Genomic DNA, 22,285 nt, shown 5'->3' with positions numbered 1-22,285 from the left:
ATAGGTGGTGTAGCCATAAAAATACCCCATAAGTTGTGTCCAACTTACGGGGTTCAGTTCATATCGCCGGGGTTTTTATGATTGAATAAATAAACGCTTTATCGATTAGCGGCGACGATCAATATCATCGTACTCACTACCCATGATGCCATCACTAAACACTTGAGAGAACTCACGCTCATTGTCTTCATCGATGTGACCATCAAAGACGTCTTTGGTGCCCGCCGCAGGATCGTTGTAGATAGCGACGTCCATTTTCTCCTCAGATTTTGCCACGATTGCTGTCACTGCTGCATCGCCGCCGACGTTGACCGCCGTACGCAGCATATCAAGAATACGATCCACACCCAAGATCAGACCAATACCTTCGATGGGCAGGCCGACTTGAGCAAATACCATAGACAGCATGATCAAGCCCACACCAGGGACGCCTGCGGTACCGATAGAGGCCAGCACTGACATCAAGATAACTGTCAGATACTCAGTCACACCCAAGTCAATACCATAAATATTGGCAATAAAGATGGTCGCCGTACCTTGCATGATGGCCGTACCATCCATGTTGATGGTCGCCCCAAAAGGCACGGTAAACGAGGCTACTGAGTTGTTGACACCCATACGCTTGGTGACGGTACGCAGCGTGATCGGAATGGTGGCGTTCGAGCTTGAGGTACTAAAAGCAAAAATCTGTACTTCGCGCATTTTCGCCAAAAACGTCTTAATAGACAGACCAGAAAATAGCTTTAGCACGATCATCATAGTGATAAAAAAGTGGAAAGCCAGTGAGCCAATCAGTACCGCAACATAACCGAGCAACGACCAAATCAGATCTAAACCCAGCTCCGCCATGGCTGTGGTCAATAGCGCAAAAACCCCATAAGGCGCAAGATTCATAATGATGGTCACCATCTTTAAGATGACTTCATTAATCAGCTCCAAGCTTTGTACCAACCCTTTGGCAGGTTTGCCGACCATCAAAATACTGATACCGATCAAGATGGCAAAGAAGATAATCGACAGCATGTCGCCATTTGCCATCGCACTGATGGGGTTTGACGGAATGATATTTGAAAAAACATCGAGTAGAGGTGGCGCAGACTTGGCTTCAAATGCCGCTTCTGTCTCAACATCCATGCCTTTACCGATACCAAATAAAAACCCAAGCCCGATAGCAGTTGCAATGGCAAGCGCGGTCGTCATCATATAGATTAGGAAAGTCTTGGTACCTATGCGCCCAAGCAAGCGAATATCACCAATACCGCACACCCCGCAAATCAGCGAGATAAGTACCAAAGGCACGACCAGCATTTTGAGGGAGTTTACGAATAGCTTGCCGATGATAGCCAAAAACCCATTGGTGATATATGTACTAACAAAACCGCCCTCAGCGTTCAGTCCTGAATAGTTGATAAATAATCCCAGTATGATACCGAGCACCATGGCAACGATGATCTTGCCCGTTAGTCCCATATTTTTCCACATAAACTCTATCCTTTTATCCGTAACATTCAGTATCAAGGGTGCTACTAAACCAATGCGTTTATGATTGCCATCCTTACGCCTGATGGTGTTGCATCTGCAAAATTTTGTCTGTCATTTCATGTCAGGCTATTCGACAATATAAAATAATTGTTAAGGTTACTGCAAGATTTTTTTATGACTTAAATAATAATCTATAACTGATTAAAGGCGGTTTAAGCTTTTTTGTCAAAAAATTGGCTGAGATAATCACTTAGCAAAAAACAGATCTGATGCTATAAATCGCCAAAAGTACCATAATCATTAGGCTAACGTCGCTAAAATATCGACATTTAAGCCAGCACCAACGCGTTTTTGTTAAATGTCATCATCAAAAGGGTGCAATGACCAAAAACGCTCGGACAAAAAAAAGACTGCCTAACCGCGGCAGTCTTTTGTAAAAATGACAGATAATATATCAATGGTTAAGTCTCAGGCCACTGGTAAGAATTACTTTACTATAAAACATAAGTCTATCAAGATGAGAGGCTAGGCGTATTCTTAATTCTATCGATAGCTCTCTAAATGAGGTCACGCGCTAATAAGCAATAGTGCTTTAAAACAGTGCTTTCTAAAGAGGCACTTTCTAAATAGTCCATCGCTTAGTTTTTGCTTTCCTCGTGGCGATGTTTGTCTTGCCATGGCTCACTATCGCCCAGCTCGTCTAGGTGCTCGTCGATAGACTGCGTTTTTTACGCCCTGTCTTTTTGATTGACGTCGTCGTGATTGATGTCATCAGTATTGGCATGGTCAGTATCTATCTGGTCGGCATTGTCCGTTAGCTGGGTGCCATGCAATTGAGCGCTGTTTGGCTCAGCGCGCTCTGAGGCTGTGCTACGATGATTGTTGCCCATACGCTCATTGAGCGTTGTCTCTGCATCGCGATGACGATGTTTAAGCGCCTCTTCTTCAGGATGGGCTTGCGTAAAGTCGGTTTGCTCAGTAGTTTCTCTAACAGTATCTTGCTCGCTACGCATCTCCACATCACCATCTTCTTCATAGCCATGATTGGGATTGGCATCACCAGTCTGCTCATGAAAACCAGTTGCCGCTTCATCGTGAGCGGGTGATGGTGTGTTTTTAGCCGCAGCATTACTATTGAGCTGTGCGTAATCGGTAAGCTTATGCACCGCGTTCTCTAGACTATGAGGATTATCACGCTCTTGAGCGTGCTGTAAGTGCTCATCAAAAACATCTGTCAATAAGGAATCGTAGCGAATGCCGTTATAGCGGATTAATTGCTCCGCTTCACTTTCAGTGATATCGCCATTTTGACTGGCTTGTACCACATGGTCTTCAAAGGTTAGACCCGCAAACTCGCCTTTGTGCTCCGCTTTTTTGAATTTTTGCCATAATGGCTCAACTTCAAGTAATGTCTGATACGCATTTTCCATGCGTCCATTAGGATCCTCAGGGTCGGTACTGTAATAGACCATAGTTTTGAGATAATCGCGGAATGGGTTAGCTTCAAAATCATCCATAAAGGTATCACCAAGCTTCACTTTGAGCTCATCGCTTGTCGGCGTAAAGATACGGCCGCTAGGGAAGGTGACAAAGCCAACTACATTTGCTGCTATGCGGTTGGGAAAGTTGGCAAATAAAGAGACAAAAGCTTCTTGGATAGTATATAAGCTGTCTTGTAAAGCGACCTTGGCATGCAAGCGCTCAGCTTCAGATTTGGTGCCATTCTCATAGAACTGCAAAATAGCCGTAGCAATAAATAGATGACTATGAATGTCTGCTAGGCGGCCAGAGAGCATCTCTTTACGCTTCAGATCCCCTGCCAGTAGCCCTAATGCCATGTCTGCGGTCAGCGCAAAGCTCGCACTCAAGCGGTTAATGTGCTTGTAGTAAGGGCGTGTAAAGGCATCGGCAAAGCTTGGCGCTTTACTACTACCACCGACATAACCTGCCACAAAGGCACGGGCACCGCGATTAAAGGTATAGCCTAAATGTTTAAAAAACAAAGTATCAAACTCTTTTACCGCGCTTTGCTTGTCTTCGCTTTGGAGCAGTTGTAGTTCATCAAATAGATAGGGGTGACAGCGCATCGCGCCTTGACCAAATATCATCAATGAGCGCGTTAAGATATTCGCGCCTTCAACGGTAACGGAGACAGGAATAGCCTGATAAGGGGTCGATAAGAAGTTGCGTGGGCCCATCTGAATACCGCGGCCACCCAAGACATCCATACCATCATTGACCACTTCACGCATGGTCTCTGTGGCATAGTATTTTGCCATAGCCGTCATCACTGATGGCGTACCTCCTTGATTAAGACCACAAGTTACTAGATGGCGAAAAGCTTCAAGCATATAAGTTTGGCTTGCCATCCGACTTGTCGCATCTTGTACGCCTTCAAACTTACCGACTGAGATTTTAAACTGCTCACGCACCTTAGCAAAAGCACCGACCGACAGATAAGTCATCTCGCTTGCTGAGGTCGAGAGCGCCGGCAAGGAGATACCGCGGCCTACGCCTAAGCACTCCATCAACATGCGCCAACCGCGTCCTGCGTTTTCGACCCCGCCGATGATGTAATCTAGTGGAATAAAGACATCAGTGCCATCGACCGTACCATTCATAAAGGGCGAGCCACCAGGATTGTGACGAGGGCCGGTAATGACGCCTTCGTGACTGGCAGGCACTAGCGCACAAGTAATGCCATAATCTGTCTTATCGGCATCGCCAAGTAGACCTTCTGGATCGTACATCTTAAAGGCTAGACCGACCACTGTGGCAATAGGCGCTAGCGTGATCCAGCGCTTAGAGAAATTCATGCGAAGGCCAAGGACTTGCTCGCCCTCATGATTGCCATAACAGACCACACCCGTATCAGGGATAGCGCCTGCATCTGAGCCGGCTTCTGGTCCTGTCAAACCAAAGCAAGGAATCTCCTCACCACTGGCGAGCCCTGGTAACCAGCGCTGCTTTTGCTCGTCTGTACCATAATGCATGAGCAGCTCACCTGGACCGAGCGAGTTTGGCACCATACAGCTGACCGCTGCGGTAGGCGATCGTGAGGCAATCTTGCTCATCACAAGGCTTTGTGCGTAAGAGCTAAACTCTAGACCACCGAATTCTTTAGGAATAATTAAACCCAAAAAGCCATTATCTTTGATAAATTGCCAAGTCTCAGGGGATAAGTCCTTATCTTCGTGCTGAATCTGCCACTCATCAATCATCGCGCAAAGCTGTTCGACTTCATTATCGATAAAGCTTTGCTCCTCAGCAGACAGCTTAGGATAAGGGTACTCAGCAAAGGTATTCCAATCAGGCGCGCCCATAAACAGCTCTTTTTCCCACCAGCTCGTTCCGGCATCGAGTGCTTCGCGCTCAGTATCGCTCATGCTCGGCATAGCCCCGCCTAAAGTCTTATAGACAGGCTTAGTAATAAGCGCTTGGCGGATAGGAGTAATAAGAAGTACTAGGCATAGTAGGGCAATCGGCACCCCTAAGATAAGCGACCACGGACTGATAAAGGCGGTGACTACTACCGTCACAATAGCGATAATACTGCCAGTCACCCTCGACAACGACATTAAAAAGATGGCCAAAATCACGGCTAACTGAATAAGTATTGCCAAAACAAATAAACCAATCGCCATGACGGTCTCCTTAACAAGCGCTAGTAAAACTAAAGGTAGTGTTATAAATAAAGAGTCGTTATAAAATTATGGTAGTCACCAGTAGGTGCATCTCTATATAACGTTAAAAGCTGCAATCATTGCAACAGAAATCTAGTGATCAAACTTTCAGTCTGCAATAACACAGTAATATAATTTTATCTTCCAATATGAAACAATACCTGACAAGTATCAAGAATAAAAATGCTGTTCTATGTCGAGAATATGTATCCATTGCTAGAGAGTAAGGAGATATAAAATAAAGAAAGTATGAAAGTCATTTAGTGATAATGACCTCATCACACGATTAGACTGTATTTTTTGCAGATGTGTTTTTATATCCTCAGTTATAGTATAAGCATCAGCTGATAACTTCTATAATACCTACTCAAGATAATCAATATTCAAGCGAAAGGGGCTAGGCCTTGTTCGGCATAAGACAGCGTATCATTGCGGCCAACGATGATGTGATCGACTAAAGATAAATCTAACAAGTCGCACGCTTTTTTGAGCTCATAAGTGAGTATATTATCCGCGGCTGAAGGTTTAGAGTCGGTATGAGGATGGTTGTGAGCGATTATCAACTGACTAGCGGCGTGAGTGAGTGCGTGGCGAAGTACGTGTTTGATGCAGACCGAGCACGAGGAGATACCGCCGGTAAATAGTATCTCAAAGTTCAGCAGACTCAAGGCATTGTCTAAACACAAGACGGCAAAGACTTCTCGGTGCTCGCCGCGTAATTGCGTACTAATATAGTCTTTGACCACTTGTGAGCGCCCAAGTCCCTGTCCGGTTTTAAGCTTACTGTCTAAGTAGCGCGTGCCCATCTCAAGCGATGCGAGTATCTGGGCATACTTGGCAGGGCCGATGCCATGGCAGGCAAGAACGACCTCTTTTGGCGCAGCTAACAGCTCGGCAAGCGAGCCAAACTCATCGATCAAATACCTTGCCAGCTCAATAGCCGACTGCGACTGAGTACCGGTGCGCAAAAATATCGCTAGTATCTCAGCGTCAGAGAGATGACTTGCGCCAAATTTTAGTAGCTTTTCTCTTGGTCTATCATCTTCGTGCCAATCCTTGATCGCCATTATTCATCCTTTCTTGGCTAAGAGTTATGGAGGGGTTTTGCGCGCGGTTTTTGATTGATTCATTCACAAAGCTAGTCATGGTTTTTTATAAAAAATGGCTAAGCTAGCGATAGCACTATAAAACCTTACCTAACTTATCTCATACTTGTTACTATAAGCGCAAATTTTATCTTTTCTTTTCTTTATTACCTATCGATGTCATGCTTATGTCAAACGTTCTACTCGCTATCACCGGCGGTGTCGCCGCTTATAAATCTGCTTTTTTTGCCCGCTTATTGATCAAAGCAGGGTTTGAAGTGCGCGTCATTATGACCACAGGGGCGCAAGCTTTTATTACCCCGCTTACCTTGCAAGCTTTAACTGGTAATGAGGTACATACCTCACTACTCGATGAAGAGGCTGAGGCGGGTATGGGGCATATCGAGCTGGCCAAGTGGGCCGACTTACTCATTATCGCGCCCGCTTCTGCCAATACTCTAGCGCGACTGGCGATGGGCATGGCCGATGATTTGCTTACTACCGTTTGTCTAGCGACTAGCGCGCCTGTCATGGTTGCTCCGGCAATGAATCAGCAAATGTGGGCGCATCCGGCGGTGAGTCTTAATGTGCAGACTTTGCGTGATATGAATTATCATATCATTATGCCAGCGAGCGGCGAGCAGGCCTGCGGTGATGTCGGTGCTGGGCGCTTGCCTGAGCCTGAGCAGCTATTGAGCGAGGTGCAACTGTTTTATAAGCAGCAGTCTATTGAACAGAGTTTAACGGGCAGGCGAGTGGTGATTACCGCAGGGCCAACGGTTGAGGCGATAGATCCGGTGCGCTATTTGTCCAATCACTCTTCTGGCAAGATGGGTTTTGCACTAGCTAATGCCTGCCGTGATGCTGGCGCGGAGGTGGTGCTAATCGTCGGTGGTAAGGTGAGTCTGCCGACGCCGACGGGTGTCACGCGCATCGATGTGCTGTCAGCCGAGCAAATGCTGAGCGCCGCGCAGCAATGTGTCGATGGCACACATAGCGCCTTACAAGCTCTGCCAGCCTTAGCGTTTGACGAGCATCATAGCCATGACCACGAGCATGACGATTGCTGTGGTTGTAAGGATACGGATAGCTATATCGAAGAAAGTCGTCTCACTAAACCGGCAGATATCTTTATCGCGACCGCCGCCGTTGCTGACTATCGGACTCGCGATGCTGCGCCGCAAAAAATCAAAAAAACTCAGGACGCTATGTCGCTTGATTTGGTCAAAAACCCAGACATTTTAGCGACAATTTCTTTAGCGCATCCAGAGCTGTTTGTCGTTGGCTTTGCCGCAGAAACCCAGGACGTTGAGCGCTACGCGCGTGGTAAGCTTGCGGCCAAAGATTTAGACATGATTGCTTGTAATGATGTCTCCCGAGCTGATATCGGCTTTGCAAGCGATGATAATGCCATGCAAGTGTTTTTTGCTGAACACTATGATCAGGACGCAGTAGTGCTCGATAAAGCCAGCAAAAACAAAATCGCAGAGCAATTGACCACTTTGATAGGTCAGACCTTGGCAAAGCGCTAATGGTTTTGCGCACTAATAAAGGCAGTCATGCAAGCGCAGTTATGCCATACAAGTTTAACAGGTGAGCGCAATGGTGGCTGATGAGCACACACAGACGCTACTTTTATTAGCTATATTTGGCTTCGCGTCGCTGCTGCATGGTATTAGCGGACTTGGCGTGACTTTGGTGACGACTACCGCTTTAGCGAGTCTTTACCCTTTGCCGCACGCTATTGTATTGGTTATTTTTCCCTCACTACTACTCAATGCCATGACTTGGCTGAGTGGTGGGGGACGTAGTGTTTGGCAAAACCTCACTTATTATGGCAAACGTTACTGGCTATTGGCTTTGATGAGTTTGCTTGGCAGTCTACTGGGGGCAAAACTGCTCTTATGGGTGGAGAGCGCTTACATCTTATTGTTACTGGCCGCGGTGATAAGTTTTTATGTCATAACGGCACTGCTGGGCAAACAAATACGTCTGCCAAATACCAAGGCTATGCTCATTATCGTAGGTCTAAGCGCAGGTATCATAGGCGGCGCGACGAATGCCATGTCGACTATTTTGATGATGTACTTATTGTCAGCGAGCGATGATAAAGATACTATCGCCAAAGTCGGCAATATGTGTTATTTCTTAGGGAAGATTGCGCAAATTATTGTCTTGCGTGAGCCTATTATGGCGCTGACAGGGAGTGAGTGGCAACTGATAGCTATCCTTAGTGCGGTATCTGTTGTTGCCTTATTAGTAGGGATTCGCTTACGTCGTTATTTACCGCAAGCGCGCTTTCGTCAGCTTATTCTACTGATTTTAACGGGACTGGGTTTGCGCGTTGGCTGGCAGGGAATAACCGCATTAATGATGTAATGACCCTATAAAAAGATATAGTCGAACCACTATTAAAGTGTTAAAGCGTTAGACTCGTTTAGCCTACTACTGTAGTACTTGCACTCGTCTGCCTTGTACCACTTTTCATATTGATTGACTATAGCCACAACATACTTTTAAAAATGAAACAACTATCGGTATGTCTATAACGGTATACCTATAAAAAAACCTCACTGCTAAGTCATGACATTAACAGTGAGGTTTTGGCTTTGTTGTTATTGCTGTTTTGTATAGGACTCACTTAAAGTAAAAAGAAGTACGCCCATAGTCCAATAACGCCTGTAGCTATGATATTAAGAACCACGCCTGTACGTATCATCTCAGATTGTTTGATTAACCCCGTACCAAATACGATCGCATTCGGCGGCGTGGCTACAGGTAGCATAAAGGCGCACGAAGCACCAATGCCGATTACCAGTACTAATACTTCACTTGGAATACCCATCTGCTCAGCAATCGCTGCAAACACAGGGACTAATAGTGCAGCAGATGCCGTATTGGAGGCAAATTCGGTCAAAAAGATGATAAAAGCTGAAATAGCAATCATCACTAGGATGAGCGGCGCCGCTGATAAAGCGCTAGCAACGGTTTCCCCTAGCACTAAAGAGGCGCCAGAGACTTTTAACACTGTCGATAGCGCGATACCGCCACCGAATAACATGAGCACGCCCCAGTCGGTATTATCAGAGACTTGCTTCCAAGATACTAACCCTAAGCTAACGACAGCTGCCGCGGCTGATAATGCAATCACAGCATCTGTATCAGAGATATCTAATGCTGCACCTATTTTTTTGGAGAATATCCAGCTAAGCGCTGTCAAAACAAAAACAATGATAGTGACTATTCTTGGTTTATTCCACTCAATAACCTCATCTTGCGCAATAGTGACTTGTCGATTGAGATTAGGTTTGAGTACCAAGTACATCGCACCCAGCAAGATAGGTAACAACACTAGCATCATCGGGATACCAAACTTCATCCAATCGATAAAAGCGATATCTAAAGCTTTGGCAGCGATAGCATTAGGCGGTGAACCTACGATAGTCCCTAATCCGCCAAGACTGGCTGAATAAGCAATACCTAATAACACGAATACAAAGGTGCCACGATCTTTTTCGCGATCTACTTGGGTTAAAATACCTAGCGCTAACGGTAACATCATCGCGGCAGTTGCGGTATTCGATATCCACATCGACAAAAACGCCGTCACCCCAAATATCAAAAACACGGCGGTACCCAATTTACCACCTGACAAAGATAGTATTTTTAGGGCAATCTTTTTGTCTAATTGCTGTACGTGCAATGCTGCTGCTAAAGCAAAACCACCAAAAAACAAATAAATGATGGGGTTGGCAAAGCTTTGCAAACCAATTCTTGCATCAAAATCTGGAATGCCAATCAGCGTTCCTATTACCACGACCAGTATGGCGGTAATAGTGACGTGGACCGCTTCGGTAAGCCAAAGCGCGCCGATGAAGAACAACATTGCCAAGCCTTTATTGGCACTGATATCAAATGGCAGAATGTTATAAATCACTAGACTGACTACTGCTGCTATAGCGACGACGATCAATCCTTTGCCTGTACCTTTTGGAAAAGTATCGGTAAATAAATACTCATTACCGTCTTTAGGCAGGTGATCATCTAATTTTTGTTCTGACATGAATAGTCCTTGTTATGCGCAGAGATATGGTGGGAGTATTAACTAGAGGCTACTGATAGAGAATGATGAATAGACTAATCGCTTTTAAGGACAGCTGCTATAAGTCGCCAAGTCTTATCTTTAGCCACATAAAAAATTTAGCCATAAATATGGAAGCTATAGTAGCAGAATGATGTCGGTTAAAATAATGACTATTTTTGATGCTTCACAGCCAATCCATAATAGGGCGTGTTGAACATTCGACCATGGCACTGACAGAGACTATTTTTTAGGCGATTTGCAGATAAAAATGGTAAGTTTAGTTGTTCTAAGCGTCTATTTTTATCAATAAAGCGGCAAAAAAAAGTACTGTCCCTGTTGTTGTAGTTAGGGCTGATGCTAAAATCGCCCTAGTCGTTGTTACTGTTTAAATAAAATCAGCTATCCAATGCAATAAGCATTACCTGCAATTTTCACTTAGACTAGAACTATTTTAGCATCAGCAGTGCGCATTTGTGAATGTTCAACACGCCCTAATAAAGTGAAGGGTAAAAGATTTAATATCTGGTTCATTATTGACTACTATCGATGAACCGTTTACTCATTACCGAAATAAAGCCGCTGCGCTATCCGAAAAGTATTACAGTGCGCCTCAACGACATCCTCAATATCCTCTGAATAGCCGCCGCCCATCACAATAGCGACTGGAATATCAGCGTCTTTGGCTTGCTGCAATACGTACTCATCACGCGCTTTACAGCCGGCTTGAGTGAGCGCTAGCTTGCCTAATTTATCAGTCGCTAGTACATCGACCGCCGATTGATAAAAAATCATATCGGGGGCGACCTCGTCTAGTAAGCGCGGCAAAGTGTCTTTTAATACGCGCAAGTACTCTTCATCGCCAGTATCGTTATCAAGCTCAATATCTAAGTCAGAGATCTGCTTACGAAAAGGATAATTCTTGGCGCCGTGCATGCTAAAGATAAACACTCTAGGCTCATCAGCCATAATACTGGCATTGCCATTGCCTTGATGCACATCCAAATCGACAACCAGTATTTTGCTCGCCTGTCCGCGGTTTAGCAGTAAGTTGCTGGCGATACAGACATCATTAAATACACAAAAACCCTCACCATGACCGGCAAAAGCGTGATGGGTGCCGCCGGCGACATTCATCGCTACCCCATACTGCTGAGCGTATAGCGCGCACTCATAAGTGGCATGTGCGATATGCCGACCGCGGTCGACTAAAGCCTCAGTCATCTCAAAACCGATAGGTCGCGCCTCTTTGCGGGTTAAGGTTTGAGTCTTGAGCTTATGCCAATAGTCAGCCGTATGCGTCGTTAAGATCTCCGCTTCTGTCAGCCGTTTTGGCGCAAAAAAGTTATCGGGAGTAATGGTGCCTTCACGCAATAAGCGCTCAGGAATCATAGTGTATTTTTGCATAGGGAAGCGGTGTCTTTCAGGTACGACATAACGAAACACTTCAGAATAAGCTATTTTCAACATAGTACTATCTTTTAGAACGGTGGTTTTAAAGCGGAGAATTTAAAATGGTGATCTTACAACAATAATCTTAAAGCGATGATTTTAAAAAAGCGGTTATTGCATTTTTTTGCTGGCTAAAAAATAAGTACGCGCATCCACTTGCGCGCGTAATTCGCCTAATAAAGTGGGCATATCCTCGCTAGGCTCTTGCGTATTTAGCAAGTCACTAAATACCTCGTAAGCAACAGTGGTCATAGCGACTACGCTTTGTAGTAAATGCTCAATGATATCGTCATCGAGTCCTAACACTTCGACATCAAGCGCGTTTTTGTAGCGCATCTCACCATCGCTGACATCCATCTCTAGATTACCCACGACCATATCGTAGTTGAGTTGGGTCATCAGTAACATCGCCGCACTTTGATGACTCTCTGGTATCAAAAACGGTAAAATCCCATAAACCGCGAGTAAACGCTCTTTTTCTTGGACTCGAAATAAGTAGCCGCAGTCTATTTTTCGGTTTCTCATCCGCAGTGATAGATAGTGCGACTGCTCAGCGTCCGAGATCCTAGGTTTGTAGTGCGTATAATGCCAGTGTTTACTACGAAAATAGAGCTTTAAATAATCGATAATCGGCGTCTGATTTGGGCTATTAATAGAATCTTTGCTTAAAGACGCTCGCTTTGAGAAGTCCTGTCTTGACGAGGCCTTAGTCGTTTTGCTGGTATTAATATTATCGGCTACACGATTATTTTTATTGTCATCCTTTGCACTCTCAGTGCGCAAGCTTTCAGGTTGTTTCCTGTCCGCGCCAATAGCACTGTTATCATTGCTAACATTGTCTTTATGGTCAATATTGTCAGCAGGACTGCTGTCTTGCGGCGCGCTACTGGTGAGTAGTCGCTTGAGTTTTTGCCATAAGCTGAGTTTAGACTTACTATCCATAGTTTTGTCTTATAAGTGTGAGCGGATACAAAGATAATCCATTATCTTCTAGTCTGTAAAATAATAGCAAATAAGGAGCTATTAGTCTTTTGTCGCAAATATTTGTTGAATATTAGGCTGCTCATAAAAGGCCTGCAACATATCGCGTAGATGCGCGCTCAGCCATTCGCTATTGATAGCATCCTCGATGATAGGCAATAGCGTAGGAGTGAGTTTAGATACGGCTAGCTCATCAATATTGACGCTAGCGGCTAAGGCTGCGATAGTGTCGCCTTGATGATTGTCATACCAAGTCTCGACACTCGCCGCGACTAAACTGCGCAGATAAGGCGAGAGGCGCAGACGATTATAGCTTTGCTGTACGCTGGCTTCGATGTGCTGAATACTCCCATTATCAGGATCGTTGTCTAAGTAGGTTTGTAGTTGGCTCACGGGCTGATCTTTGATACGGGCCCAGCCCATTACGAGTAGCCTTGAGACTTCCTCGTTAGATAAGTGCGCTTGGGCATTCGCTTCTGCTTTATTGGTTAAATCCTTGATATTACGGTGTAAATAAGTTTGCAGTTTTTCGTCTAAGTTACGATTGGTGGCTTTTTCAAAAGAGCTACGACCCATTTTCATCAGCTTACCGACGCCGCCCGCTTTATCTAACGTGCTTTCCATAAAGTCGTTGATAGCGTGATACAAGGTTTGAGTCAGCAGATCGGCGAAGGTGTCATTACCGATGAGCGCGTGTATCAGTCCGTTACGCTGCTGCTGATGACTGCCGATATAATTCGCTAGCGTCTGTACTTGCGTCTCATCGACAAGCTCAGATAGCGGCACGTTGTCATTGACAGGATGATAAATCACAGTCTGCAGGATAGCTCTAATATCGGTGCGCATGACTTCAGTCATCGGCTGAGTGAGGAGCCAGTCATTAATGAGATGCTGTAAGTCCTCACAGCTTAGGTATTGACGCATTGGCTGGGTACCAAGCCATTGCCAAGCGTCATTGACCAGCGGCTTAGCTTGCTGACAGAGCCACTGCTGCGTAAACTCAATCTGGGCCTCGATTAGCTTATGAATTGAGGAGTCCGCCAGCTGCTCTTTATTGGCATTATGACTGGGTGAGTTGCCCTGTAAAGTATCAGGCGTAGAGTTGTTTGTAGGCTTTGATGATGTTGTATCTATTGTTGTATTTGCGGTCATATTTACAGCCATATTTAAAATTATGAGATTCGACTATTTGCTATACTATAGGTTTGCAGTGGTGGTATTAGCATAGCGTATTATGACATGAAGGTAACGGATGTTTTTAATGAATGTTTGTGCGAGATGCTTGTGAGGATTGTTTATAATCAGTTTGTAGATTACAGACCGTTTCTCAAGCGAATGCTAAAATCGCTACGAGCCTGAGTATTGAACTGTGCTAAGACAATACTCAAGCAATAATAGATAAGAGGTTTCGATGGACGTGTCATCTTTTTGTGCTACTCAAACAATGCCGGTGTTAGCGCTTAACAATGTGACCGTACAACGCGGTGAGACGCCTTTGTGCGCGGGCGTTGATCTGCAGTTAGCAGCTGGCGATATTTGTCATCTCATTGGTGCTAATGGTACGGGTAAAACCACCTTGCTGATGCAGCTAGCAGGTCTATTGCCAGTATTAACAGGGCACATAGACTATCTAGGTCAGCAAGGTTTGCCAGTGCAACCATTATACGTCTCGCATCAGCTCGGTATTCATCCCAATCTCACTGTGGCCCAAAACCTAACTTTTTTGCTTAATCTATATGGTATAACGCCAAGCGTCTATGATATTGATGAAGCTTTAGCTTGGGTGGGTTTGCAGGGTTTTGAGACCATCAGCTCAAGCCACTTATCCGCTGGGCAGACGCGGCGTATTACTTTATCCCGCCTTTACCTATTGAGCCCTGATGTCACCCCTTTGTGGCTACTCGATGAGCCGTTTACGGCACTCGATGTCGATATGGTGGCGCGAATGCAAGAGCACTTACAAGCGTTTGCCGCGGCAGGAGGAGCGATAATAATGACCAGTCATCAGGCCGTCGATGTGGCCAATCAAGTGCTGGACTTGTCAGCGTATCTTGACTTGTCAGAACATGAGTCACTAGAGCCTGATTTATCAGATGACGAAGATTTAGATATACCGTAATGGGTTTAGGTAACGACTGTTTTGCAGTAATGACAATGCTAAACAATGCTAAGTGATGCCAACCAATGCTAGACATTGCTTATATATAGCACGGGTTATGTTCAATATATGATGCTAGGTGTATAGGATAAAGGGCTATAAAGGGTAACGAATGACGGAAAGCCGCATACAAAATATAAATAGTGGTCATATCAATAATGATGGCGATGCTAATATTGGCGATATAAATAATGCTGCTCGCACTATCAGCTTCATGCAATTGTGGCGTCGTGAATGGCAAGTCAAGCAGCAAGGCGCGGTACAGTGGTTATATCCATTAGTACTGTTTTTGGTGATTGTGACTTTATTTCCGCTTGCCGTCGGTAGCGAGCCGCAGCTATTGCAGCGCTTAGGAGTGCCAGCGGTGTGGATTGCCGCTTTACTCTCCTTAGTTATGGGCGTTGATGGACTGTTCAAGCCTGCACTCGATAACGGCACGCTTGCGCAATTGGTCGTCGCCAAAGCCTCACTACCGTTATGGGTGCTGATGCGCCTCACCATTCATTGGCTGTTTAGTAGTGGCATTGTGGCGTTACTGAGCTTATTAGCGGTGCCTTTATTTGGCCTGAGTTGGTTTGAGGCGGGTATCTTGATGGCGTCGATTATCGTTGGTAGTCCGATGTTGCTGATGCTCTCAGCGATTGCCAGTAGCTTAACGTTATCCCTAAAAAACGGCGCGGTGCTTGTACCTCTGATTGCGCTACCGATGCAGCTACCGGTATTGATTTTTGCGACGGGTGCAGTGGACTTATTTGCGACGGGCCTCAATGGTTTGCCTATTTTGGCGTTACTCTTAGCGGGTAGCATAATCTCCCTACTGGTAATGCCTTGGGTGGTTGCGATGACGCTGAAAATGTCTTGGCTGAATTAAAACAATTAGGCGCTTTAGCGATGAGCTGTGCGAAAGTTTAGGCTTTGAGTTTACAGCGTGGTTAAAAGCGCTAACTTTGCTATAATAGAGGATACTCGTTTTTGCTGGTGACCTAGCAACGATAAGGTGAGCAAAAAACGACTATAAACAAGGCGTTAGTGATAATGACTAGCTTATCGTTGCTAGTTTATCTTACTAGCTTTGTTAATGATTACTCTCTCATAAGCCTGCTTCATTTACTTGCTATGTAATAGGTCTAATCCATGCCCAACCTCAACAATGTCTCATCGCCAAATGTGTGGCAGCGCCTTTGGCAAGGTTTTTTGATTACTGTAGGGACTAAGCAGTTCTTTCGTATCTTTTCGCCTTGGGTGAAGTGGCTTAGTATTTTGGCGGCTATTTGTCTGGCTATAGGCAGTATTTGGGGTTTGGCCTTTGCGCCGCCTGATTATCTGCAAGGTAATAGCTACCGAATTATTTTTATTCATGTTCCTGCTGCCAGCCTTGCGATCTCCATCTATTTTGCCCTAGCGGTATTAGGGGTGATCTTTATGGTGTGGAAGATAAAGACGGCAAGCTTAGTGGCGCAAGCACTCGCGCCTTTTGGGTTTTTGTTGTGCGTGATTAGTTTACTTACTGGCTCAATTTGGGCCAAGCCCACTTGGGGCACTTACTGGGTGTGGGACGCGCGTCTGACCTCGATGCTGATTTTGGCGTTTTTGTACGCAGGGGTAATGGCGTTATTTGCTGCGTTTGAGCATACCTCTAATCGCGGTAAAGCCGCCGCCATTTTATCCATCGTCGGCGCGGTGAATCTGCCGATAATCAAGTACTCAGTGGAGTGGTGGAATACGCTACATCAAGGCGCGACCTTTACGCTGACCGAAGCGCCAAAAATGTCAGCAGACATGTGGCTGCCATTGCTGCTCATGGTGATAGGGAGCTATTTATTAGTAGCAGCGCTTGCGATCTATCGGACCAATACCCTAATCTTAAACCGCGATCAAAGCAAAGCTTGGGTCAAAGAATACATCCGCAATCAACGTAAATAGTAGCAACTTAAATAGTAACAACGTTAATAATATCAAAATGTTCTGAGTGTTTTAGCATCGCGCTATTGTAGTTTACGTTTTAAAGTACCTTGAAAGTACATTAGGAGAACAAATGCAGCCTTACTTTTATAGCCTCTCGGAGTTTTTTGCTATGGGTGAGCATGGCGTTTTTGTTTGGTCTTGCTGGGCGATTACTGTTGGCCTAGTTTTGGCTTTTATTTTCTATAGCCGCGCGCAAAGAAAGACGCTACTAAAACAGTTAACTATTCAACAAGCGCGTCAGGCGCAGCGCCATTCTAGTAAGCCGCCTAGCGCTGCGACCAAATAAAATGTCTGCCAGCGCTTCTTAATACTTCTCAGAATTCCTTAGGACTGTATAGTCCCTTTAGTGACAGTAGTTTCCCAATGATTAGGTTTGACCGCAGCAGTTTACTCAGGTTTTATCGGTTTTATTGATTTGTACCAGCTACGCTACCATATAAACGTTATAAAGCTACTATAGTTAGCTCAAAATAAAGTTGTTATAAATTTGAACGCGCTACTACTGGTATAAATTTTACTTGCGTGCTGTTATCTTTCGATGCTGCTTAAAATTCATCCCAGCAGCGCTATGACATTTTTATAGTGAATAGACTACAGTAAGATTTACTGCGCAAAATAGCTATTTTATAAAAGAGGTAAGATATGAACGCCGTTCGACGTAAAAAGCTTATGTGGGTTATGTTTACGCTAGCAGGTGCGGCTATCGCTGTGGTGCTCGTCATCTATGCTATCGGACAGCAAACAGATTATTATTTTGATCCGACTGCGATTGCTCAAGGTGAAGCGCCGCAAAATAAGCGTATTCGCGCAGGTGGTATGGTCGTCGCCGGTAGCGTACAACGTGCTCCTGATGACCCTTTAAGTGTGCAGTTCGCTATCACGGATTTTGCAGAGACGGTTCCGGTCACTTATCAAGGTATCTTGCCAGACTTATTCGCTGAAAATTCAGGCGTTGTCGCTACGGGCAAAATGCAAGGCGAAACCTTTGTCGCCGGTGAGGTCTTGGCTAAGCACGATGAAAATTATATGCCTGTTGAGGTGGCGGAGTCTTTAAAAGAAAATAATCGTAAGGGTCTGGCTCCTGCCTCTGAGCAGTACAATCCTGCTGAGCCTATCCATAAAACGGAAACGTTACAGCAGTAAAAACGGCTATTAAAAACTTAGATATTAAAAGCTCAGTTCGCTGCAATAAGAAAGCCACCAATACTTATATCGGTGGCTTTTTTGCGTTCAAGGGTTTTATTTTCAAGAGTAATTAGTCTATTGAAAAAAGCCTCTAAAATCAGTCGTCCCATTGTGGTGAGTAGTCAGGATGCTCGATTTTACGGCCATCGCTACGGGCCAACTTGCCGATCTGCTCTAACTCATCAGCACTGAGCTCGATCTTAGTGGCGTCTAAGTTACCTTGCAGATGCTCAGGGTTAGAGGTCTTAGGAATAGCGACGCGATCTTTATCTGAGAGTATCCAAGCCAATGAGACTTGCGCTGGCGTGGCATTATGGTTATCAGCGATTTTTTGAATCACTTCATTATCGAACACATCACCGCGCGCTAGGGGCGAGTAAGCTTCTAACAAAATATGATGATTATTCAAAAAGGTCTGCAAGCTGTCTTGCTTAATAAACGGATGAAACTCAACTTGATTGACGACGATTGGCACATCAGCGTGTTTTTTTGCCTCTACTATGTTGGCAATATTAAAGTTAGAGACGCCAATATGACGAGTCAGACCTTGTTTTTGTAGCTCGCACAGTGCAGGAATGGTCTCAGATAAAGGCACACGGTCATCTGGCCAGTGCAATAGCAGCAAATCTACATAATCCGTATCTAAATCTTTTAGCGATTGCTCGGCGGCGGCTTTTAGCTTCTCAGGTTCAAACTTCATATCATCTGGGAAGATCTTAGTGGTCAAAAAGAACTTATCACGAGCCACGCCTGATTGCTTGATACCTTCACCGACCTGCTTTTCATTACCGTAAGCTTGCGCCGTGTCTATGTGCTCATAGCCCATCTGCAGCGCTTTGCTGACGACTTCAACACAGTCGTTACCTGTAGATTGCCAAGTCCCTAGTCCTAATACTGGAATGTTAGCTTGTCCTGCCGTGCGAATAGTATAGTTTTTTGTGCTCATATTATTATCCTTGTTGCCAAAAATGTTTATCCACTATAAAAAAAAGCGACTCTAAGCGAAAGGGCAGCTGACGCTTTTCTACAAAGTACGAACAGCTTGTAACGTCTCTTAAAGTCTAGAACCGAATTGGCATAGCGACATAGATAATAATGAGTCTTTGTATTTACAAATCCTTACTCGTAAAAGGGTTTTATATTTGTACATATAAATTTTGAGATCATATAAACCGCGATTTACCGGAAAATGAATCAAGAGCTAGGCATCAAAAAAACGCCCACTACTAGAGTAGTGAGCGCTGCTCATGTTATCTGCTTGAAACAAAATTGTTTACATATGAATGTGCTACTGATGCAAATTTTACCTGCGTGCTGCTATTTTTTGATGCTGCGTCAAATTCATTCAAGTAGCGCTACGATACTCTTAAAGCAATTGAACGGTAGTCATTCCAAAATAAAATGCTTAACTTACTCAGCAGCAACTTTACCAGTAGCAGACGCCGTACCAGCAGTCGCGGTCACTTCGTTGCCATTAGCATCCCAGATCTTTGGATATTTATAGCCTGGGAAAGAGTCATGCGCGTACGCTTTGAAAGCTTCAGAGTTATAAGCATTCGTGACATCTTTCACCCACTTTTTATCAGCGTCAGCTGACTTAATCGCTGACCAGTTGACATAGTTAAAGCTTGGCTCTTGGAATAACGCTTCAGTCAGCTCGATACCAGCATCGGTTGCATAGTTGCCATTGATAACGGCAAAGTCCACTTCATCGCGCGCGCGTGGCAGCTGCGCCGCTTCTAATTCAACGATATTGATATCGTATTTGCTATTATCAGCGATATCTGTTTTGGCTGCGGTTAGCGGATCGATATTGTCTTTTAGGGTAATCCAGCCCAGATCATCCATCATCACTAGCGCACGAGCGAAGTTACTTGGATCGTTTGGCGCTGAGACGCTCATACCCTTATAAGCGTCTTGTAGGTCACTCTTTTTACCCGAATAAATTCCTAGCGGCGCGGTTGGCACCTGAAAGACTTCGATCAAATCTAGGTCGTTTTCAGTCTTAAAGGTATCGAGATAAGGCTTATGCTGAAAGATATTGATATCTAAGTCGCCATCAGCCAAGGCTAAGTTCGGACGGACATAGTCGGTAAAGGTAATGAGCTCAACCTCATAGCCTTGCGCTTCAAGTGAGCCTTTAACTTGGTTACGTACCATGTCAGCGAAGTCGCCTTCGGTGGTACCAATGGTGATTTTGCTGTGCTCAGGATCGATATCGGTCGCCGCTGCAGTCTCGTTAGTTGGCGCTTCTTTGGTCGCTTCTGGCGCTGAGGAGTTATTACAGCCGACTAATACAAGGCCTGAGACGCCGACAGTGGCAAGTCCAAGCGCTAATTGGCGGCTGATATCTGTTAATTTCATAAATTATCCTTAATAAAAATGCATTAGGGGTCACGGCTTGTCCATCAGTCATTAAAAAAATGATTAGAATAGAGTCTGTTGGGTATTCACAATCAAGCAATGCTGCTAAATAACCTGTGCATAAAAAGAGCACAAAAGTAACTTTAGTACCTTATAAAGTCAAGCGTTTTGCTTATGAGTAATCTGCATCAAAGGTGGCGTATTATTCATAAGCTTGTGCTCAGCAGTGAGAGTCGATAACTCCTTTTTATCAACGTCTTATTAGCACTAGCGTTGGCCATAAACGTTGATCATAGTGCTTTGACAAAAAAGGCTAAGACTAGCGCTTATCTAAACGCGTCGCCAGCCAATTACCAAAGGCTTGAATTGAGATGACCATGACAGAGAGCATGATGACGATAAACACCATGACTTCGGTCTGATAGCGATAGTAACCGTAACGAATGGCTAAGTCGCCCAAGCCGCCGCCGCCAATCATACCAGCCGCTGCAGAAAAGGAGAGGAGGCTGATACACAAAATAGTCACTGATAATACGATACCTGAGCGTGCCTCATTAAGGAGCACTTTGATGATGGTAAAGGGCCGAGCGCCCATAGATTCGGTGGCTTCAATGATTCCGCGCGGGACTTCGCGCAGGTTTTGTTCTACCAAGCGCGCAAAATAAAAGGAGCCGGCGATAGCTAGTACCAAGGAAGCGGCAATCGGACCGATACCGGTACCGACAATAGCTTTGGTAACAGGGCTCATCGCAATCATCAAAATTACGAACGGAAAAGCGCGCATAAAGTTCGTGACGCCGCCGAGCACTCCGTATAATGCTTTGTTTTGTAAAAACTGCCGGTCACTCGATAAAAATAAAAATACGCCGAAGAGTCCACCGATAGTCACCGCCGCGGTGGTAGAGATACCAAGCATAATAAAAGTATCAAGGGTTGCCTGCCAGATCTCTTTTTTTAGAGCCAGTAACTTATCAATCGAGGCGGATAATTCAGCACCAGTCAACATATCTATTTCTCTTGCTTTATTAGGTTATCGCTAATCTTCGTGGACTAAGCCTTGGCCTATCGGAGTGGTGGCTTGAATCAGACCGTCTCGGACTTGAGCAACTTCAAGTAGCTGTCCTTCGTGCAGGAGAGCGGCACGATCGCACAATCTACGAATGACGCTCATCTCGTGAGTGACAATGACAATAGTCACCCCAAGCTGCTGATTAATATCACGCAGGCAGGTGAGTAAGCTGCGGGTAGTAGCAGGGTCGAGTGCACTGGTAGGCTCATCAGCAAGCAATACTTTAGGGCTCGGAGCAATCGCGCGGGCGATACCGACACGCTGCTTTTGGCCGCCTGAGAGCTGCGCAGGGTAATGACTGGCGCGGTCGGTGAGATCGACAATGGCTAAGCACTCCATGACGCGTTTGTGAATATCACGACTAGGATACCCTGATACTGTTAGATTAAATGCCACATTGTCAAAGACCGTACGATTCGACATTAGATTAAACTGCTGAAAGATCATCCCAATGTTATGACGAGCGATACGTAAATCGCTCGCCGTTAAAGTGGTCAAATCCGTACCATCAATGATGACCTGTCCATTATCGGGACGCTCTAGCATATTGATTAGGCGTAGTAGGGTTGATTTGCCCGCGCCAGAATAGCCCATGAGACCGAAGATCTCACCTTGTTTGACCGTCAAAGAGGTCGGCTTCACAGCAGTAAACCAATGTGCCTTACCATCGGCCCCTTTTATGGAGCGGTCGCTCATAAAGCTTTTGGTCACATCATTTAGGACGATCATGTCACTCATGGAATGCTCAAAATTTGATAGAGAATAAAGTAAATAAGGACT

Annotated in this window: 18 protein-coding genes; 7 read left to right on the top strand and 11 right to left on the bottom strand. The window is 45.1% G+C overall.

Translation table 11 applies throughout. From position 1 onward, the window contains the following. Positions 1–105 precede the first annotated feature (105 nt). From AAEY83_RS01470 to radC, 3 genes are all read right to left on the bottom strand, one after another. Positions 106–1,482, bottom strand: coding sequence for a dicarboxylate/amino acid:cation symporter (locus AAEY83_RS01470; RefSeq protein ID WP_025644818.1), 1,377 nt, complete (start codon positions 1,480–1,482; stop codon positions 106–108). Positions 1,483–2,210: 728 nt separating this feature from the next. After that, entirely contained in the window at positions 2,211–5,126 is a 2,916-nt protein-coding gene (locus AAEY83_RS01465; RefSeq protein WP_025644816.1) for an acyl-CoA dehydrogenase, read from the bottom strand. 422 nt (positions 5,127–5,548) lie between these two features. Next, positions 5,549–6,232 (bottom strand): RadC family protein, encoded by a 684-nt coding sequence (gene radC, locus AAEY83_RS01460; RefSeq protein ID WP_025644814.1) that lies wholly within the window; start codon positions 6,230–6,232, stop codon positions 5,549–5,551. Between the two features lie 206 nt (positions 6,233–6,438). Here radC and coaBC point away from each other — a divergent pair, with 206 nt between their 5' ends. Together coaBC and AAEY83_RS01450 are read left to right on the top strand one after the other, a co-directional pair. Beyond that, positions 6,439–7,782, top strand: a complete 1,344-nt coding sequence (coaBC, locus tag AAEY83_RS01455) for a bifunctional phosphopantothenoylcysteine decarboxylase/phosphopantothenate--cysteine ligase CoaBC (protein ID WP_025644813.1) — start codon at positions 6,439–6,441, stop codon at positions 7,780–7,782. Positions 7,783–7,852: 70 nt separating this feature from the next. Next, positions 7,853–8,629 (top strand): TSUP family transporter, encoded by a 777-nt coding sequence (locus AAEY83_RS01450; RefSeq protein WP_037058804.1) that lies wholly within the window; start codon positions 7,853–7,855, stop codon positions 8,627–8,629. Positions 8,630–8,891: 262 nt separating this feature from the next. Here AAEY83_RS01450 and AAEY83_RS01445 read toward each other — a convergent pair whose 3' ends face one another. The 4 genes from AAEY83_RS01445 to AAEY83_RS01430 all read right to left on the bottom strand — a co-directional run bounded on the left by AAEY83_RS01445 (position 8,892) and on the right by AAEY83_RS01430 (position 13,916). Continuing rightward, positions 8,892–10,313, bottom strand: coding sequence for an SLC13 family permease (locus tag AAEY83_RS01445; protein WP_025644809.1), 1,422 nt, complete (start codon positions 10,311–10,313; stop codon positions 8,892–8,894). Between the two features lie 576 nt (positions 10,314–10,889). Then, positions 10,890–11,801 carry a histone deacetylase family protein gene (locus tag AAEY83_RS01440; RefSeq protein WP_025644807.1) on the bottom strand — a complete coding sequence of 304 codons (912 nt, stop codon included), beginning with the start codon at positions 11,799–11,801 and terminating at the stop codon, positions 10,890–10,892. A 93-nt stretch (positions 11,802–11,894) separates the two neighbouring features. Further along, a complete protein-coding gene (locus AAEY83_RS01435; RefSeq protein ID WP_025644805.1) occupies positions 11,895–12,725 on the bottom strand; it encodes a type III secretion system chaperone family protein in 831 nt (276 codons plus the stop codon). Between the two features lie 81 nt (positions 12,726–12,806). Next, positions 12,807–13,916: a hypothetical protein gene (locus tag AAEY83_RS01430; protein ID WP_025644803.1), complete on the bottom strand. Its 1,110-nt coding sequence runs from the start codon at positions 13,914–13,916 to the stop codon at positions 12,807–12,809. Between the two features lie 259 nt (positions 13,917–14,175). On the opposite strand from AAEY83_RS01430, the gene ccmA reads away from it, so the two are divergent. The 5 genes from ccmA to ccmE all read left to right on the top strand — a co-directional run bounded on the left by ccmA (position 14,176) and on the right by ccmE (position 18,030). Next, positions 14,176–14,883 carry a heme ABC exporter ATP-binding protein CcmA gene (gene ccmA / locus AAEY83_RS01425; RefSeq protein ID WP_025644802.1) on the top strand — a complete coding sequence of 236 codons (708 nt, stop codon included), beginning with the start codon at positions 14,176–14,178 and terminating at the stop codon, positions 14,881–14,883. Positions 14,884–15,136: 253 nt separating this feature from the next. After that, positions 15,137–15,793, top strand: coding sequence for a heme exporter protein CcmB (locus tag AAEY83_RS01420; RefSeq protein WP_037058858.1), 657 nt, complete (start codon positions 15,137–15,139; stop codon positions 15,791–15,793). A 263-nt stretch (positions 15,794–16,056) separates the two neighbouring features. Continuing rightward, complete coding sequence (ccmC, locus tag AAEY83_RS01415) at positions 16,057–16,845, top strand: heme ABC transporter permease CcmC (RefSeq protein ID WP_025644795.1); 789 nt, start codon at positions 16,057–16,059, stop codon at positions 16,843–16,845. Between the two features lie 112 nt (positions 16,846–16,957). Beyond that, positions 16,958–17,173 (top strand): heme exporter protein CcmD, encoded by a 216-nt coding sequence (gene ccmD / locus AAEY83_RS01410; protein WP_025644793.1) that lies wholly within the window; start codon positions 16,958–16,960, stop codon positions 17,171–17,173. Between the two features lie 356 nt (positions 17,174–17,529). After that, positions 17,530–18,030: a cytochrome c maturation protein CcmE gene (gene ccmE / locus AAEY83_RS01405; RefSeq protein WP_025644791.1), complete on the top strand. Its 501-nt coding sequence runs from the start codon at positions 17,530–17,532 to the stop codon at positions 18,028–18,030. 139 nt (positions 18,031–18,169) lie between these two features. Here the strand turns inward: ccmE and AAEY83_RS01400 are convergent, their stop codons facing one another. The 4 genes from AAEY83_RS01400 to AAEY83_RS01385 form a co-directional block, all read right to left on the bottom strand. Continuing rightward, entirely contained in the window at positions 18,170–19,018 is an 849-nt protein-coding gene (locus AAEY83_RS01400; protein ID WP_025644789.1) for an aldo/keto reductase, read from the bottom strand. A gap of 464 nt (positions 19,019–19,482) precedes the next feature. Next, positions 19,483–20,436 (bottom strand): MetQ/NlpA family ABC transporter substrate-binding protein, encoded by a 954-nt coding sequence (locus AAEY83_RS01395; RefSeq protein WP_025644787.1) that lies wholly within the window; start codon positions 20,434–20,436, stop codon positions 19,483–19,485. A 319-nt stretch (positions 20,437–20,755) separates the two neighbouring features. Continuing rightward, positions 20,756–21,442, bottom strand: a complete 687-nt coding sequence (locus AAEY83_RS01390) for a methionine ABC transporter permease (RefSeq protein WP_025644785.1) — start codon at positions 21,440–21,442, stop codon at positions 20,756–20,758. 30 nt (positions 21,443–21,472) lie between these two features. Then, entirely contained in the window at positions 21,473–22,243 is a 771-nt protein-coding gene (locus AAEY83_RS01385) for a methionine ABC transporter ATP-binding protein (RefSeq protein WP_025644783.1), read from the bottom strand. Positions 22,244–22,285: the final 42 nt, after the last annotated feature.

This window comes from Psychrobacter sp. TB20-MNA-CIBAN-0197, assembly GCF_040309765.1.
Taxonomy (GTDB): domain Bacteria; phylum Pseudomonadota; class Gammaproteobacteria; order Pseudomonadales; family Moraxellaceae; genus Psychrobacter; species Psychrobacter submarinus.
The sequence above is the reverse complement of the archived record's forward strand: the minus strand, read 5'-3'. Positions and strand labels throughout refer to the sequence as shown.

Excerpts from the sequence above, each read along its gene's own strand:
- AAEY83_RS01430 (WP_025644803.1), bottom strand. The coding sequence starts at position 13,916 with ATGACCGCAAATACAACAATAGATACAACATCATCAAAGCCTACAAAC.
- coaBC (WP_025644813.1), top strand. The coding sequence starts at position 6,439 with ATGTCAAACGTTCTACTCGCTATCACCGGCGGTGTCGCCGCTTATAAA.
- AAEY83_RS01445 (WP_025644809.1), bottom strand. The coding sequence starts at position 10,313 with ATGTCAGAACAAAAATTAGATGATCACCTGCCTAAAGACGGTAATGAG.
- AAEY83_RS01385 (WP_025644783.1), bottom strand. The coding sequence starts at position 22,243 with ATGAGTGACATGATCGTCCTAAATGATGTGACCAAAAGCTTTATGAGC.
- radC (WP_025644814.1), bottom strand. The coding sequence starts at position 6,232 with ATGGCGATCAAGGATTGGCACGAAGATGATAGACCAAGAGAAAAGCTA.
- ccmD (WP_025644793.1), top strand. The coding sequence starts at position 16,958 with ATGCAGCCTTACTTTTATAGCCTCTCGGAGTTTTTTGCTATGGGTGAG.
- AAEY83_RS01470 (WP_025644818.1), bottom strand. The coding sequence starts at position 1,482 with ATGTGGAAAAATATGGGACTAACGGGCAAGATCATCGTTGCCATGGTG.
- AAEY83_RS01435 (WP_025644805.1), bottom strand. The coding sequence starts at position 12,725 with ATGGATAGTAAGTCTAAACTCAGCTTATGGCAAAAACTCAAGCGACTA.
- AAEY83_RS01395 (WP_025644787.1), bottom strand. The coding sequence starts at position 20,436 with ATGAAATTAACAGATATCAGCCGCCAATTAGCGCTTGGACTTGCCACT.
- ccmE (WP_025644791.1), top strand. The coding sequence starts at position 17,530 with ATGAACGCCGTTCGACGTAAAAAGCTTATGTGGGTTATGTTTACGCTA.
- AAEY83_RS01400 (WP_025644789.1), bottom strand. The coding sequence starts at position 19,018 with ATGAGCACAAAAAACTATACTATTCGCACGGCAGGACAAGCTAACATT.
- ccmC (WP_025644795.1), top strand. The coding sequence starts at position 16,057 with ATGCCCAACCTCAACAATGTCTCATCGCCAAATGTGTGGCAGCGCCTT.
- AAEY83_RS01420 (WP_037058858.1), top strand. The coding sequence starts at position 15,137 with ATGCAATTGTGGCGTCGTGAATGGCAAGTCAAGCAGCAAGGCGCGGTA.
- ccmA (WP_025644802.1), top strand. The coding sequence starts at position 14,176 with ATGGACGTGTCATCTTTTTGTGCTACTCAAACAATGCCGGTGTTAGCG.
- AAEY83_RS01465 (WP_025644816.1), bottom strand. The coding sequence starts at position 5,126 with ATGGCGATTGGTTTATTTGTTTTGGCAATACTTATTCAGTTAGCCGTG.
- AAEY83_RS01450 (WP_037058804.1), top strand. The coding sequence starts at position 7,853 with ATGGTGGCTGATGAGCACACACAGACGCTACTTTTATTAGCTATATTT.
- AAEY83_RS01390 (WP_025644785.1), bottom strand. The coding sequence starts at position 21,442 with ATGTTGACTGGTGCTGAATTATCCGCCTCGATTGATAAGTTACTGGCT.
- AAEY83_RS01440 (WP_025644807.1), bottom strand. The coding sequence starts at position 11,801 with ATGTTGAAAATAGCTTATTCTGAAGTGTTTCGTTATGTCGTACCTGAA.